Raw genomic sequence first — 14,641 nt, 5'->3', positions numbered from 1 at the left:
TCGGCGCATGGCGGAGACGGTGATGGGGGCGGTCGCGGCGCACTTCGGTCGCGACCTCGACCGCACCCTCGCCAAGCTCCCGGGCATGATCGCGCAGGCGCGGGAGCGCTCCGTCGACCTGCTGGTGCTGCCCGACGCGACCCTGGGCGGCTACCTGCTCGACATGCGTCATCCCGGCCCCGACGACCTGCCGCCGAGCGTCGAGCTCGACGGGCCGGAGGTCGCTGCGGTGGCGGGGCTCGCGGGCGACATGACGGTCTGCTTCGGCATCTCCGAGCGCGCGCTCGAGGGCGGTCGCGACCTCCGCTACAACACGGCCGTCTGCGTGCAGGGCGGCCGCGTGATCGGCACGCATCGCAAGGTGCACCTGCCGCTGGGTGAATCGGAGGCGTACCTGCCCGGCTCGTCGTTCGCCTCCTTCGACTCGCCCGTCGGCCGCCTGGGCATGCTGATCGACTTCGACAAGACCTTCCCCGAGTCGGCGCGCTCGCTCGCCCTCGACGGGGCCGAGGTGCTGGCCTGCCTGAGCGCGTGGCCCGCGAGCGTCACCGATCGCTCCGACCGGATCCGCAACGACCGCCAGGCGCACCTGTTCGACCTCTACGACTGCGCCCGCGCCGCCGAGAACCAGGTCTACCTCGTCTCGTCGAACCAGACGGGTGTGCTCGGCGGGCTGCGCTTCCTCGGGCAGGCGAAGGTCGTCGACCCGGCAGGCGAGATCATCGCGAAGACCTGGGCGAAGGGCGGGCTCGCGCTGGCCTCGGCCGACATCTCGGCCTCCGTGGCCCGGGCCCGCCGCACGATGAACCACCTCCGCGATCGCGCGGAGCACGCCTACCGGGTCTGATGCGCGTCGCCCTGCTCACCTACTCGACCCGGCCCCGCGGCGGGGTCGTGCACACGCTGGCGCTGGCCGAGGCCCTCGCGCGGGCCGGCCACGACGTGACCGTGTGGACGCTCGCCCGGGGCGGTGACGCCTCCTTCTTCCGCGGGGTCGACCCGGCGGTGACCGTGCGGGTGGTGCCCTTCGTCTCCGTCGACGAGGAGTCGGTGGGCGACAGGATCGTGCGCTCGATCGACGCGATGGCTCTCGCCCTGCGCGGGGAGAGCGGGCTCGTGCACGCGCAGGACTGCATCTCGGCGAACGCGGCGCTCGCCGCGGGCCTCGCGCCGGTGCGGACGGTGCACCACCTGGACGACTTCACGACGCCGCAGCTGCGCGACTGCCACGACCGGGCCGTGCGGCTGCCGCGGGCGCTGCTCTGCGTCTCCGCGGCGGTCGCCTCCGACGTGCGGGCGGGGTGGGGTCGCTCTGCTGTGGTGATCCCGAACGGAGTCGACGCGGCCCGGTTCGCGGCCGCCGCCTCCGACCCGCTGACCGCGGCCTGGCGCGACGAGCTCGGGCCGTACGTGCTGGCGCTGGGCGGCATCGAGCCGCGCAAGGGCAGCATCGAGCTGCTGGAGGCATGGGCGCTGCTGCGGTCGCGCGGGCGCGAGGTGGCGCTGGTGCTCGGCGGGGGCGAGACGCTGTTCGACTACCGGGAGTACCGGGCCGAGTTCGATCGGCGGGTCTCGTCGCTGCGGATGTCACCGACGATCCTCGGGACGATCCCGGAGGAGCGGCTCGCCCCGCTCGTGGCCGGCGCCTCGGCCCTCGGCTTCGTCTCGGTCAAGGAGGGCTTCGGACTCGCGGCGATGGAGGCGCTCGCCGCGGGGGTGCCGGTGGTGGCGCGGGAGCTGCCGGTGATCCGCGAGGTGTTCGGCGACGCGGTCCGGTACGGCGGCGATCCGGAGTCGTTCGCGGACGCTCTCGAGGCGGCGCTCGACGGCGGGGGCGGTGGTGCCGCCGGCCGTGCGCTGGCGTTCTCGCACTCGTGGGACGACGTCGCGGCGGCGCACGTGCGGTTCTACGAGGAGCTGGCGGCCCGGTGACCCGCCGCTCGATCTCGCGCATCCTCTCGGGCCTCGCCTCCGAGGACCCCGACCGGATCGTCGCGATCGCCGACGAGGGATCGCTCACGGCCCGCGAGCTCGACCGCGCGAGCAACCGTCTCGCCCGCGCCTACCGCGAGCTCGGGGTCGGGACCGACGACCTCGTCACGGTGTCGCTCCCCAACTCGCTCGACGCGATCGTCGTCTGCGCCGCGATCTGGAAGGCGGGCGCGACTCCGCAGCCCGTCTCGACCGAGCTGTCACCGGAGGAGCGCGCCGCGGTCGAGCAGGTGGCGGCGCCGGCGCTGGTGGTCGGCGCCGCCTCCGCGACCGTGCCGTGGCGCCCGGGCGACTGGCGGCCGGAGGGGTCGGACGAGCCCCTCGAGGACCGCTGGGCCGCGTCGTGGAAGGCACCCGCCTCCTCCGGCAGCACCGGACGGCCGAAGGTCGTGCTCGCGAGCGGGCCGGCGCTGCTCGATCCGGAGGCGCCGGTCGCCGCGTTCCTGCCGCTCGCGGGGGTGCAGCTCGTGGCCGGACCGCTGATGCACTCGGCGACCTTCACCTACGCCTTCCGCGGGCTGATGACGGGGCAGACGCTGGTGATCCTGCCGCGCTTCGACGGGCGACGGGTGCTCGAGGCGATCGCCCGGCACCGCGTGACGTGGACGCTGCTCGTGCCCACGACGATCCGGCGGCTGCTGCTCTGCGACCGCGCGGACTGCGATGTCTCGTCGCTCGAGCTGGTGCTCCACCTCGGTGCCCCGTGCCCGCCCGAGGACAAGCGGGCGCTGATCGACTGGCTCGGGGCGTCGCGGGTGGTCGAGGTGTACGCGGGCAGCGAGTCGAACGGGCTCACGATGATCCGCGGCGAGGAGTGGCTGGAGCGCCCCGGCAGCGTCGGGCGGCCGATCGGCGGGACCACGCTGCGGATCCTGCGCGACGACGGATCGGAGGCGGCCGTCGGCGAGACGGGGCGGATCTGGATGCACCGCGGGGACCCCGCCTACCGCTACCTCGGGGGAGCCTCGTCGCGCACCTCCGACGGCTGGGACACGCTCGGCGACGTCGGCCGCGTGGACGCCGACGGGTACCTGTGGGTGCTCGACCGCGCCGACGACCTGATCCTGCGCGGCGGGGTCAACGTGTACCCGATCGAGGTCGAGCGGGTACTGGAGGCGCACCCTCTCGTGCGCGGTGCGGTCGCGTTCGGCGTGCCCGACGACGATCTGGGGCGGGCGATCGAGGCGGTGGTCGACGTCGGGGACGCCGTGGTCGACGGTGGCGAGCTGCTCGCGTCGGCGAACGCGCGGCTGGGGCGCGAGCGCCGCCTCCGCGCGCTGCGGATGGTGCGGGAGCCGCTGCGCAGCGACGCGGGCAAGGTGCGGCGGTCGTCGTTCGGGGCGGCGGGCGAGCGGGCGGATGCGGTAGACCTGAGCCCATGACGACCGACGAGAGTCCTGACGCGCTGACGCCTCCCGAAGAGATCGACGCGCTGATCGCGAAGCACCCGGACTGGCGCGGAACGCTCCTCGCCGAGGCGCGGCGCGTGATCCTCGCGGCCGATCCGGGCATCGTCGAGGAGTGGAAGTGGATGGGGGCGCCCGTCTGGGAGTTCGACGGGATCCTCGTCGTCGGCAACATCTTCAAGACCAAGGTGAAGCTCGGCTTCATGTACGGGGCGTCGCTGCCCGATCCCGCCGGGATCTTCAACGGCGAGCTGGGCGGCAACCAGCGCCGCTCGGTCGAGTTCGCCGAGGGCGACGCGCTGGACGAGGAGGCGCTCACCGCGCTCGTCCGCGCCGCCATCGCGCGCAACAGCGCGGCGCGCGCCGCGCGCCCGGTGCGCGCCAAGAAGTAGGAGCCCGATGCTGGTCGAGTAGCCCCGCAGGGGCGTATCGAGACCCACCAGCTTCAGCAGCCCAGTCTTCTGCCCCGGCCTTCTGAAGGACGTGGATCTCGATACGCCCGCTTGCGCGGGCTACTCGATCAGCGAGGGAGGGCCACGCGCCTGAGGTCACGTCCATCCGTCACGAACGACCCGTGACACGGTGCGTCTTCGACGGATCGATCGCTCGCACGCTGGTGGGTCTCGAGCCGAGAAGCCGAACTCGCGCGCCGGATGTCCGCACCGGTGTCGATATCCGCCTGCGCCGTTCGACGCCAGAGTAGGAGGGCGCAGAGAGCGCCCCACTGAGCAGACGGAGAACCCCATGAAGTACATGCTGATCATGCGCGCGACCGACGCCGCCAAGGAGGCCTACGCGGCCATCCCCTTCGACGAGATCATCACGAGGATGGGCGAGTACAACGAGTCGATGATGAAGGCCGGCATCCTGCTCGCGGGCGACGGCCTCGCCGACGACGTCGCGACCACCGGCTTCGTCGTCGACTTCGCCTCGGAGCCGCCCGCCGTCACCGACGGCCCCTACGGCGAGACCCACGAGCTGTTCAACGGCTTCTGGATGATCCAGGTCTCCTCGAAGGAGGAGGCGAAGGAGTGGGCGCTGCGCTGCCCGCTCGTCCCCGGCAACAAGCTCGAGGTGCGCCGCGTGACCGACGAGAGCGACTTCGCCGACTTCGCCGACAACGAGTTCGTGCAGAAGGAGGCGGGCTGGCGCGAGGAGCAGGCCGCCCGCGACTGAGATGGACGACATCCGGGCGAGCGTCGCCGCGGTGTGGCGCATCGAGAGCGCCCGCATCGTGGCGACGCTCGCCAGGGCCACGGGTGATGTCGGCCAGGCCGAGGACCTCGCCCAGGAGGCGCTCGTCGAGGCGCTGCAGCAGTGGCCGGAGTCGGGGGTGCCGCGGAGTCCCGGGGCCTGGCTGACGACCGTCGCGAAGCGCCGCGCGATCGACGGCTGGCGGCGCCGCGCCGCGCTCGACGACCGCTACCGCCTCCTCGCCCGCGATCTCGAGGAGGGCGTCGACGACACCTGGGAGCCGATCGACGACGACGTCCTGCGACTGGTCTTCACGGCCTGCCACCCGGTGCTGTCGAGGGAGGCGAGCATCGCCCTCACGCTGCGCCTCGTCGGTGGACTCGGCACCGACGTCATCGCCCGGATGTTCCTCGTCCCGGTCGCGACGGTGCAGCAGCGCATCGTCCGGGCCAAGAAGTCGCTGGCGGCGGCCGGCGTGCCGTTCGAGGTGCCGGAGCCGTCGGAGTGGAGGGCGCGGCTCGACGCGGTGCTCGGCGTCGTCTACCTGATCTTCACGGAGGGGTACGCCGCCACCTCCGGTGATCGCTGGCTCCGGACCGAGGTCGCGAACGAGGCGCTGCGGCTGGGGCGCGTGCTGGCGGGGCTCCTGCCGCGCGAGCCCGAGGTGCTGGGGCTCGTGGCGCTGATGGAGCTGCAGGCGTCGCGATTCGCGGCGCGCACCGCGGCCGACGGGTCGCCCGTGCTGCTCGAGGATCAGGACCGCACCCGGTGGGATCGCGCGCAGATCTCTCGCGGCCGTGCGGCTCTCCTCCGTGCGGATCGCGTGGGCCGGGGACGCGGCGCCTACGGACTGCAGGCGGCGATCGCCGAGTGCCACGCGGTCGCGCCGAGTGTCGCCGAGACCGACTGGGAGCGGATCGTGCTGCTCTACGAGGTCCTCGGGCGGGTGGCGCCGAGCCCGGTCGTCGAGCTCAACCGCGCGGTGGCCGTGTCGATGGCGACCGGTCCCGCCTCCGCGCTGCTGATCGTCGACCGCCTCGGGTCGGAGGGGGCGCTGCGGGGCTCGCACCTGCTCCCGAGCGTGCGGGGCGAGCTGCTGCTGCGTCTCGGGCGGCGGGCGGAGGCGCGCGCCGAGTTCGCGACGGCCGCCTCCCTCGCCGGCAACGACCGCACCCGCGCCCTGCTGGAGTCGCGCGCCGCGTCGCTCTGAAGGCGCCCGGTCGCCGCGCGAGTCTCCACTAGTCGTCGTGCTCGGCACTCGAGTACGACGACTTCTGCGGAATCGGCGGGCTACGCCTCCGTCACCAGGCCGTCGGCCACGCGCCACTGGCGGGTGAGCTGCACCGTCTCCAGCATGCGCCGGTCGTGGGTGACCAGCAGCAGCGTCCCCTCGTACGCCTCGAGCGCCTGCTCGAGCTGCTCGATCGCGGCCAGGTCGAGGTGGTTCGTCGGCTCGTCGAGCACCAGGAGGTTCGTGCCGCGCGCCTGCAGCAGCGCCAGCGCCGCCCGCGTCCGCTCGCCCGGCGACAGCTCGCCGACCCGCCTCGACACGTGGTCGGCCTTCAGCCCGAACTTCGCCAGCAGGGTCCGCACCTCGGCGGTCGGCCACTCGGGCACGAGCGCCTCGAACGCGTCGGCGAGCGGCACGTCGGAGGCGAGCATCGCGCGGGCCTGGTCGATCTCGCCGATCGCGACGCTCGCGCCGAGCGACGCGCCACCCTCCTCCGGGACCGACCGCCCCAGCAGCAGCGAGAGCAGCGTCGACTTGCCGGCGCCGTTGGGCCCCGTGATGCCGATGCGGTCGCCCGCGTCAACCTTCAGCGACACCGGACCGAGGGTGAACGTGCCCCGCCGTGCGACCGCGCCGTTGAGCGTCGACACCACCGAGCTCGAGCGCGGGGCCGAGCCGATCGTGAAGGCGAGCTGCCACTCCTTGCGCGGCTCCTCGACCTCCTCGAGGCGCGCGATGCGGCTCTCCATCTGGCGCACCTTCTGGCCCTGCTTCTCGCTCGACTCCATCGAGGCCTTGCGGCGGATCTTGTCGTTGTCGGGCGACTTCTTCATCGCGTTGCGCACGCCCTGGCTCGACCACTCGCGCTGGGTCCGCGCGCGCGACACGAGGTCGGCCTTGGTGTCGGCGAACTCCTCGTACTTCTCGCGCCGCTGACGCCGCGCGGTCTCGCGCTCCTCGAGGAACGCGTCGTAGCCGCCTCCGTAGACCGAGTTCGTGCCCTGGGCGAGGTCGAGCTCGAGCACCCGGGTCACACTGCGCGCCAGGAACTCGCGGTCGTGGCTGACGAGGACCACTCCGCCGCGCAGCCCCCGGACGAACGCCTCGAGCCGCTCGAGCCCGTCGAGATCGAGGTCGTTGGTCGGCTCGTCGAGCAGCACGATGTCGAAGCGCGAGAGCAGCAGTGCGGCGAGGCCGACGCGCGCCGCCTGGCCGCCCGACAGCGAGGTCATGGTCGAGGAGGCCGAGACGCCCGGCTCCCCGAAGGCGAGCCCGAGGTCGGCGAGCACGACCGGCGTCCGCTCGTCGAGGTCGGCCGCGCCGCTCGCGAGCCAGCGGTCGAGCGCGAGCGCGTAGCGGTCGGCGATGCTCCCGTCGGGGTCCGGCTCGGCGAGGGCGGAGGCGGCGGTGTCGAGCTCGGCCGAGGCCTCCGCGCAGCCGGTGCGGCGGGCGATGTAGCCGGCCACCGTCTCGCCGTCGCGGCGCTCGTGCTCCTGGGGCAGCCAGCCGACGAAGGCGTCGCCCGGCGCGAGCACGACGGTGCCCTCGAGCGGAGGGATCTCGCCGGCGAGGATGCGCAGGAGCGTCGACTTGCCCGCTCCGTTGGCGCCGACCACGCCGACGACGTCTCCCGGAGCGACCGTGAGGTCGAGTCCGTCGAACAGGGTGCGGTGCGCATAGCCTCCGGAGAGGCCCTTGGCGACGAGAGTGGCGGTCACCGCTCCAGGGTAGGCGGCGCGCCCCCGCCCGCGTCCCGGATCGGCCTCGCGTCTAGGATGAGCGGATGAGCGACACCACGGCCAGGAGCGGCGCGGGGTACTGGTATCCCGACGAGTCGTCCACGCGGCGCGCTGTCGAGGTGCTCAGCGCGATGCGCACCTACCGGGTGTCCGAGATCTCGATGCGGCGCCGGACCCGCGAGAAGATGGCGATGGGCGAGACCGACCTGATCGCGGTCCAGTTCCTGCTGCGTCAGCAGCGCGGCGGAGTCGTCGTCAGCGCGAAGGACCTCGCGACGCACCTCTCGATCTCGTCGGCGTCGACCACCGTGCTGATCGACCGGCTCGTGCGCAGCGGCCACCTCGTCCGGAAGCCGCATCCGACCGATCGCCGCGGCATCGTCGTCGAGGCGACGCCCGACAGCGACCAGGAGGTGCGTGCGACGCTCAAGCAGATGCATCGGCGGATGCTCGAGATCGCGGAGGACCTCGACGCGCGCGAGGCCGAGGCCGTGGTGAACTTCCTCCGTCGGATGAGCTCGGCGGTCGACGAGATCGACGCCGAGGAAGCATCCGAGACCGAGAATTAGCTAGACAAGCTAGTAAAGAGTCGGACTAGATATAGGCTGGCCCCATGGGTCAATTCCTCTACGGCACTCCGCCGGCCGTGATCGAGATCGAGGACCGGACCCTCGCCCACCTCCAGATCGTCGTCTACGCGAAGTTCCGGCGCGACGAGCGCTTCAGCCTGACCCTCGACTCGATGCCCGAGGGCGCGCGGGGGCGGCACTCCTTCTGGATGAACCCGAACATCGCGCTGCAGTTCCACTTCGCCGGCAGCCGCCAGCCGACCATCAACCCGACCTGGGTCGAGGCCCTGATGGACGCGGCGAACGGCGGCGGGGGCCTGCGGATCCTGCCCGAGCCGCGCGCCTAGGCCTGCGAGACGCGGACCATGTTGCCGGACGGGTCGCGGAACGCGCAGTCCCGCGGGCCCCAGCTCTGCTCGATCGGCTCCTGCAGCACCTCTGCTCCGGAGGCGCGCACCGACTCGAAGGTCGCGTCGAGGTCGCTCGCGCGGAAGACCAGCATGGGCAGCACGCCCTTCGTCAGGAGCTCCTGGAGGGCGTCGCCGTCGGCCTGCGAGCGCCCGGCGTGCGGGACGGAGAGCGTGAGGCCGAGGCCCGGCTGCGCGTCGCTGCCGAGAGTGACCCAGCGGAAGCCTCCGTTCGCCACGTCCATGACGACGTCCAGGCCGAGGGCGTCGCCGTAGAAGGCGATCGACTCGTCGACGTCGGTGACGGTGATGTTCACGTACTGCAGCTCGATGCTCATGGCGGCGACTCTATGCCGCGCGTCCGACGCGCCGCTTCTCCGATCCTGCTCGATGCGGAGGGGGGAAGGCGCAATGCATGCTGGTCGAGCCCGCAGCCCCGCAGGGGCGTATCGAGACCCACCGGCGTCAGCAGGTCAGGCGTCTGTGCCGGCCTGCTGACGGACGTGGATCTCGATACGCCCGCTGCGCGGGCTACTCGATCAGCGAGGAGGGCATGGAGGGCAAGGAGGGCATGCAGGGCAGGTAGTCGTGTCAGCGCGCGGGCGCCGCGGCCGCGCGCAGCGGTCGCGTCCGGAAGCGCGCGATGCAGGCGGGCATCGCCTCGACGGCGTCGTGCGGGCCGTCGCGGTAGGCCGAGGGGGAGCGGCCCACGATCTCGGTGAACCGCGCGCTGAACGAGCCGAGCGACGTGCAGCCGACCGCCAGGCACGCGTCCGTGACGCTCGCCCCGGCGCGCAGCAGGGCCATCGCCCGCTCGATACGCCGCGTCATCAGGTAGCTGTACGGAGTCTCGCCGTAGGCCGCCCGGAAGCACCGCGCGAAGTGCGACGGGGACATCAGAGCCCGCGCCGCCATCGTCGGCACGTCGAGCGGACGGGCGTACTCGCGGTCGATCAGGTCGCGGGCGCGCCGCAGATGCGCGAGGTTCTCGAGCTCCTGCGGGGTCACGACTCCGACGATAGACCCGGGCGCGGATCTCCTAAGGTGGACGGGTGCGCTGGGGGTCGGCGCCGCGAGAGGCACGCCATGCGCACCAGAGCACTCGGAGGCGCCGCCGTCGCCCTCGCCGTCACCGCGGCACTCGCCGGCTGCTCCGCGCCCAGCCCGACTCCGACGGTCACGGTCACCGTCTTCGCCACGGCGACGCCGACACCCGACCCGACCGTCACCGCCGCGCTGCCGCAGTCGACCGCGACCGTCTTCGTGCCGGTCCCCGAGGTGACCGTCACGATCACTCCGAACCCCGTGCCCGAGATCCCCGAGACGGCCTACGCGGTCGACAACGGAGCGGTGCCCGGCGCGGGCGGCGAGCCGACGCGCGACGGCGCGGGCGAGATCGTCGGCTACACGGTGGTGCAGGGCGACACGTTCTTCGACATCGCCCAGCGCTTCGGCATCCCGGTGCAGCAGCTCCTGCGGATGAATCCGACGATCGCGGGAGCCGGCACCGCGGTCTACATCGGCTCGGTCATCAACCTCGACGCGAGCACGCTCGGCTGAGCGGAGCTACTGCGACTTCGGCAGGACGTGGAAGGCGAGCGCGAGCGACGCCGAGATCATCAGGATCCCGCCGAAGAAGAGGAAGCCGGCGATGTCGGGCAGCAGGAACGAGTTGCCGAGAACGAGGATCCCGCCGAGGAAGAGCACGAACGAGAGGACGACGCCCAGACCAGTCATGCCCTCATCGTACGGGGCTCACGGCAGGAGGAGGTTCTCGAGCTCGCGGGGCTCGGAGACCAGGGCGATGGTGCCGACGGCCTCGACAGGGGAGCCGTAGCCCCACTCGACCATGATCGTCGGGATGCCGTGCGCGGCGGCGCCGTGCACGTCGTGCTCGCGATCGCCGACCATCACGGGCGACGAGAGATCGACGTCGAGCGCGCGGAGGCGGCGCAGCGCCTCCTCGACGACATCGGCCTTCGCGCTGCGCACCTCGTCCTCCGATGCGCCGCAGATGATCGTGAAGTACTGCGCGAGTCCGTAGTGCTCGAGGACGCGGATGGCCGCCGACTCCGGCTTCGACGTGGCGAGCGAGAGCGGGATGCCCGCCTCGGCGATGCGCGCGAGGATCTCGGGGACGCCGGGGTAGACGCTCGAGTCGAAGAGTCCGCCCGCGTTGTAGCGGCGGCGGTAGACGGCGAGAGCGGCCTGCGCCTCGTCGACGCTCATGCCGCCGAGCTCGCGGAAGGCGTCGAGCAGGGGCGGTCCGACGTAGGCGAGCAGCTCGACGGGCAGGGGCACCGGGCGGCCGAGCTCGACGAAGGTGTCGACGAGCGTGCCGGTGATGCCGGGCGCCGAGTCGGTGATCGTGCCGTCGAGGTCGAAGAGGATGCACGACCAGGTCTTCGCCGCGGTACCGTCGTGGCCGGCGGGCGCGAGAGTGGTGTCGGACATGGCGGGCTCCTGACCTCGAGGGACGCGGTGACTCCGACGCTGCTCCGCCGGGCTGACACTCTACGGGCGTTCGATGTCGGCGGCGTGTCAGGGCTCGGCGCGCAGGGCGTCCTCGATGAACGAGCGCGTGATGACCTGCGCGAGGGAGCCCGGATCGAGCTGGACGGCCACGAAGTCGGCGGTGTCGATGAGGGCGAAGGCGTCGCGTCCGGGCAGCACCAGCATCTGGACGCGCGGGTGCTGCTGCCGGGGGACGGCGGCGCGCACCTCGTCGGTCGAGGTGAAGAGGGGCAGCACCTGCTCGCCGGTGGTGGTGGCGACGGTGCGCACGTGCGGGACGCCGCCCGGCTGCGATCCGGTCACGTCGACGACGAGCGAGCCGGCGAGGCACGCGTCGAGCAGGCGCGTCACTCCCTCGCGGGTCGGCTCGGCGACCAGCGCCTCGAGCGCCTCCCTCGCGGGGGCATTGCGGGCGGGGCCCGGCCTCAGGGGACGTGCGGGGGGTCCGCCTCTCGGAGTCATGACTCCACGCTATCGGGGGTCGCATCTCATGCCGCTCGAATGGGCGCGGTAATCGACGGTTGACGGCGACCTCCGAGAATCAGGCCGTCTCGAGAGGCATTGTCATGGATATCCACCCTTCGAATGCACTGAAAGACGTCGGAGGATGCCGATAAGCGTGACGATCGACAGAAGAAGGGGTAACGTCTTCATCGGTCCGATGCTCATCACGGTCGGATCCGCGGGTCCGTTCCCTTTCGGGTTCGATCCCCTTCGATACGAGCCTGTCCGATACTCGCGGACAGTCGCACATCGGATCCGGATGCACATCGAGCCTGAGAACACACCGGGGTCCGGAATGCACCCGGTCAGAAGAAGACACCGGATCCGAGAATGCACCGGATCCGATACACGCCGGATCCGACGCGACTCGGATCCGACACACACTGGAGGAAAAAGTGGCACAGAAGATCACGCTCGTCGACGACATCGATGGCACCCCTATCGATTCGGGAGAAGGCGGAACCGTTCGATTCAGCGTCGACGGAGCCAACTACGAGATCGACCTGGGCCCCGATAACATCGCCGCCCTGCACTCGGCCCTCGAGAAGTTCGTCTCGAGCGCTCGCCGCGTCGGATCGCGCCCCGCTGCCGCCTCCTCCGTCGCGACCGCGTCGAAGAGCGACCCCAAGCAGCTCAAGGCCGTCCGCGAGTGGGCCAACGCCAACGGACACCAGGTCTCCGACCGCGGCCGCATCCCCGCCGAGGTCCAGGCCGCGTACCAGGCGGCCCACAAGTAGGCCGCCTCTCCCGCTTCGCAGAGGGCCCCCGTCGAGATCTCTCGCGGGGGCCTTTCGTCTGCCAGACGCGTCTCGTTCGAGCGGTGCGAGAAGAGCACGCCCGTCTGCCGCCCCGCATGCTGGTCGAGTAGCCCCGCAGGGGCGTATCGAGACCCACCAGCGTCAGCAGATCAGCTTCTGCCCCGGCCTTCTGGCGGACGTGGATCTCGATACGCCCGCTGCGCGGGCTACTCGATCAGCGAGGACGGAGCCGCCCGCGGGAGGACTCTTCTCCGAGAGAAAGCGCAAGATCGCTGGTCGAGTAGCCCCGCAGGGGCGTATCGAGACCCATCGACTTGTGCAGATGAGGCTTCTGCCCTGGCCTTCTGACGCGGGTGGATCTCCATACGCCCGATCAGCGGGGGATCAGAACAGTCGCGTGTGCGAGTCGTCGACGCCGCGCATGGTGTCGTAATCGAGGACCACGCAGCGGATTCCGCGATCCTGAGCGAGAGTCCGCGCCTGGGGCTTGATCTCCTGTGCGGCGAAGACTCCGGTGACCGGCGAGAGATGCGGATCCCTGTTCATCAATTCGAGATAGCGGGTGAGCTGCTCGACTCCGTCGATCTCTCCGCGGCGCTTGATCTCGACGGCGACAGCGGCGCCACGGGAATCCCGAGCGAGGATGTCGACCGGTCCGATCGCCGTCATGTACTCGCGGCGGACCAGGGTGTGCCCCTCGCCGAGAAGGTCGATCTGCTCGGCGAGAAGGCGCTGCAGATGCGCCTCCACTCCGTCTTTCACGAGCCCGGGATCGATGCCCAGCTCGTGAGCGGAATCGTGGAGGACTTCGTGGATCGAGACGATCAGCGCATCGCCGGTCTTCTTGTGCGCGACCGTCCACTGCTCGACGACACCCGCCTCCTTCGCCGCATCGTCGGGCTCGCCGGTGATCAGCGTGCAGGGCGGGCTCATCCAGTTGAGCGGCTTGTACGAGCCGCCGTCGGAGTGCACGAGGACGCTGCCGTCGGCCTTGACCAGCAGCAGGCGGGTGGCGAGGGGGAGGTGGGCGCTGAGGCGGCCGGAGTAGTCGACCGAGCAGCGCGCGATGACGAGGCGCACTCGTCGAGGATAGACGCCGCGTCACTCCTGGCCGGGTGTCGACCGGCGTCGGCCGAGGGGAGGCGACGGGGGAGCATCGGCCAGGGAGGCGCGGAGGGCGATCGCGAACTCGGCCGGCGACTCGACCCAGGGGTAGTGCCCGCACGACTCGATCCAGGCGAGGCTGCCGTGCGGGAAGAGCGCGGCGAGCTCCCCGAGCGGCGTCGAGCCGGCCAGCGCGTCGTCCTCGCCGCCGAGGACGACGACCGGGCAGGCGACCTGCGCGAGTGCGCGGCGGAGCGCCGGGGCGTCGATCGTGGCGGGGAAGGCTGCGAACGCCTCCGGATACCAGCGCGCGGCGCTCTCGTGGGCGCGGGCGCCATCGTCCCAGGTCGACCAGCCGAGGGGAGCGGCGCGGCGCACGAGCGCGAGGCGGCGGTCCGGATCGCGCTCCGTGTCGCCGGACACGAGCGCGTCGATCGCCGCCTCGGTCCACTCCTCACGGCGACGGCGCCGGGCGATGGCGACGCGGTCGTCGCCGTCGATGCCGAGCCAGGCCGTCCCGGGGGCGATCAGCAGCAGGTGCGCGATCCGCTCGGGGGCGCGGGCCGCGTAGACCAGCGCGGAGCGGCATCCGGTGGCGTGCGCGATCAGATCGACGGAGTCGACGCCGAGGTGCGCGCGGAGATCCTCGAGGTCGTCGGCGAGGTCGGCGAACGAGCTCGCGGGTGTCGAGGCCGACAGGCCGACGCCGCGGGGGTGGAGCACGAGGATGCGGCGGGCGGCGGCGACGGGGGCGAAGGCTCCGAGGTAGTCGGGGTGCCGGCCGGGCCCGCCGGGGACGGCGATCAGCGGTGGGCCGTCGGCGGTGCCGTGCTCGTCGACGTGGAGGGTCGCTCCGTCACGCGCCTCGAATCGCACTGCGTCCCCCTCCGCTGTGCCTAGGAGCCTATTGGCGGCGCGGTCCCGGTGCGCGGGGGATGTCGGGCTCGCGGATTCGCGTTCGGCTCGCGGGAATCGCGGGTTTCTGCGAACCGGAGCTGGATCTGCGAGCCGGAGGTGGTCGACGGAGGCGCTCGACGCCGGGGTGGACGGCGGTGGGCGTGCAGGAACGAGGCTCAGAGGGGAGGGCGCCGCGCTTCGGAGGGGGTCGGTGCGTCTCGTCCTCGGTTGTGCACGCGGGCTGGAGTCGTCTGGTCGGATCCGCGCGGGAGAGGCGCATGCTCGGCTCGCGGTATCGCGTTCGGCTCGCGGGAATCGCGGGTTTC

General features: G+C 72.0%; 18 protein-coding genes. 10 read left to right on the top strand and 8 right to left on the bottom strand.

Going from position 1 to position 14,641, the window contains the following annotated elements; all coding sequences use genetic code 11:
• Positions 1–7 precede the first annotated feature (7 nt).
• The 6 genes from GRS92_RS10550 to GRS92_RS10525 all read left to right on the top strand — a co-directional run bounded on the left by GRS92_RS10550 (position 8) and on the right by GRS92_RS10525 (position 5,802).
• Positions 8–847, top strand: coding sequence for a carbon-nitrogen hydrolase family protein (locus GRS92_RS10550; RefSeq protein ID WP_159856019.1), 840 nt, complete (start codon positions 8–10; stop codon positions 845–847).
• Positions 847–1,932, top strand: coding sequence for an MSMEG_0565 family glycosyltransferase (locus GRS92_RS10545; protein ID WP_159856017.1), 1,086 nt, complete (start codon positions 847–849; stop codon positions 1,930–1,932). The genes GRS92_RS10550 and GRS92_RS10545 overlap by 1 nt, the downstream gene beginning before the upstream one ends.
• Positions 1,929–3,374 (top strand): AMP-binding protein, encoded by a 1,446-nt coding sequence (locus GRS92_RS10540; RefSeq protein ID WP_159856015.1) that lies wholly within the window; start codon positions 1,929–1,931, stop codon positions 3,372–3,374. The genes GRS92_RS10545 and GRS92_RS10540 overlap by 4 nt, the downstream gene beginning before the upstream one ends.
• The gene (locus GRS92_RS10535) at positions 3,371–3,790 is read left to right on the top strand and encodes a DUF1801 domain-containing protein (RefSeq protein ID WP_159856013.1); all 420 of its coding nucleotides are present in this window, start codon (positions 3,371–3,373) and stop codon (positions 3,788–3,790) included. Before GRS92_RS10540 ends, GRS92_RS10535 begins: the two co-directional genes overlap by 4 nt.
• 352 nt (positions 3,791–4,142) lie before the next feature.
• Positions 4,143–4,574, top strand: coding sequence for a YciI family protein (locus GRS92_RS10530; protein ID WP_159856012.1), 432 nt, complete (start codon positions 4,143–4,145; stop codon positions 4,572–4,574).
• A 1-nt stretch (position 4,575) separates the two neighbouring features.
• Positions 4,576–5,802: an RNA polymerase sigma factor gene (locus GRS92_RS10525; protein WP_159856010.1), complete on the top strand. Its 1,227-nt coding sequence runs from the start codon at positions 4,576–4,578 to the stop codon at positions 5,800–5,802.
• Positions 5,803–5,882: 80 nt separating this feature from the next.
• On the opposite strand, the gene GRS92_RS10520 is transcribed toward GRS92_RS10525, so the two are convergent.
• Positions 5,883–7,541 carry an ABC-F family ATP-binding cassette domain-containing protein gene (locus tag GRS92_RS10520; RefSeq protein WP_159856008.1) on the bottom strand — a complete coding sequence of 553 codons (1,659 nt, stop codon included), beginning with the start codon at positions 7,539–7,541 and terminating at the stop codon, positions 5,883–5,885.
• Positions 7,542–7,606: 65 nt separating this feature from the next.
• On the opposite strand from GRS92_RS10520, the gene GRS92_RS10515 reads away from it, so the two are divergent.
• Entirely contained in the window at positions 7,607–8,131 is a 525-nt protein-coding gene (locus GRS92_RS10515) for a MarR family winged helix-turn-helix transcriptional regulator (protein ID WP_159856006.1), read from the top strand.
• 44 nt (positions 8,132–8,175) lie between these two features.
• Entirely contained in the window at positions 8,176–8,478 is a 303-nt protein-coding gene (locus GRS92_RS10510) for a DUF7882 family protein (protein ID WP_159856004.1), read from the top strand.
• Here the strand turns inward: GRS92_RS10510 and GRS92_RS10505 are convergent.
• Together GRS92_RS10505 and GRS92_RS10500 are read right to left on the bottom strand one after the other, a co-directional pair.
• Complete coding sequence (locus GRS92_RS10505; RefSeq protein ID WP_159856002.1) at positions 8,475–8,876, bottom strand: VOC family protein; 402 nt, start codon at positions 8,874–8,876, stop codon at positions 8,475–8,477. The two genes, GRS92_RS10510 and GRS92_RS10505, sit on opposite strands and share 4 nt — an antisense overlap.
• A gap of 253 nt (positions 8,877–9,129) precedes the next feature.
• Positions 9,130–9,546, bottom strand: coding sequence for a helix-turn-helix transcriptional regulator (locus GRS92_RS10500; protein ID WP_159856000.1), 417 nt, complete (start codon positions 9,544–9,546; stop codon positions 9,130–9,132).
• A 78-nt stretch (positions 9,547–9,624) separates the two neighbouring features.
• On the opposite strand from GRS92_RS10500, the gene GRS92_RS10495 reads away from it, so the two are divergent.
• Complete coding sequence (locus tag GRS92_RS10495; protein WP_159987689.1) at positions 9,625–10,098, top strand: LysM peptidoglycan-binding domain-containing protein; 474 nt, start codon at positions 9,625–9,627, stop codon at positions 10,096–10,098.
• 6 nt (positions 10,099–10,104) lie between these two features.
• On the opposite strand, the gene GRS92_RS10490 is transcribed toward GRS92_RS10495, so the two are convergent.
• The 3 genes from GRS92_RS10490 to GRS92_RS10480 all read right to left on the bottom strand — a co-directional run bounded on the left by GRS92_RS10490 (position 10,105) and on the right by GRS92_RS10480 (position 11,514).
• A complete protein-coding gene (locus tag GRS92_RS10490; protein ID WP_159855998.1) occupies positions 10,105–10,275 on the bottom strand; it encodes a hypothetical protein in 171 nt (56 codons plus the stop codon).
• 18 nt (positions 10,276–10,293) lie between these two features.
• Positions 10,294–10,992, bottom strand: coding sequence for an HAD hydrolase-like protein (locus GRS92_RS10485; RefSeq protein ID WP_159855996.1), 699 nt, complete (start codon positions 10,990–10,992; stop codon positions 10,294–10,296).
• Positions 10,993–11,079: 87 nt separating this feature from the next.
• Positions 11,080–11,514, bottom strand: coding sequence for an SseB family protein (locus GRS92_RS10480; RefSeq protein ID WP_159855994.1), 435 nt, complete (start codon positions 11,512–11,514; stop codon positions 11,080–11,082).
• 437 nt (positions 11,515–11,951) lie between these two features.
• On the opposite strand from GRS92_RS10480, the gene GRS92_RS10475 reads away from it, so the two are divergent.
• On the top strand, positions 11,952–12,293 hold the full coding sequence (locus GRS92_RS10475) for a histone-like nucleoid-structuring protein Lsr2 (protein WP_159855992.1): 342 nt from the start codon (positions 11,952–11,954) through the stop codon (positions 12,291–12,293).
• 405 nt (positions 12,294–12,698) lie between these two features.
• On the opposite strand, the gene nucS is transcribed toward GRS92_RS10475, so the two are convergent.
• Both nucS and GRS92_RS10465 read right to left on the bottom strand, forming a co-directional pair.
• Complete coding sequence (nucS, locus tag GRS92_RS10470) at positions 12,699–13,394, bottom strand: endonuclease NucS (RefSeq protein WP_159855990.1); 696 nt, start codon at positions 13,392–13,394, stop codon at positions 12,699–12,701.
• Positions 13,395–13,415: 21 nt separating this feature from the next.
• On the bottom strand, positions 13,416–14,294 hold the full coding sequence (locus tag GRS92_RS10465; protein WP_159855988.1) for an alpha/beta fold hydrolase: 879 nt from the start codon (positions 14,292–14,294) through the stop codon (positions 13,416–13,418).
• Positions 14,295–14,641: the final 347 nt, after the last annotated feature.

The organism is Rathayibacter sp. VKM Ac-2754, assembly GCF_009807095.1.
In the GTDB taxonomy this organism is placed as follows: Bacteria; Actinomycetota; Actinomycetes; order Actinomycetales; family Microbacteriaceae; genus Rathayibacter.
Note: the sequence above shows the minus strand (reverse complement) of the source record. Positions and strands in the feature narration are given on the sequence as shown.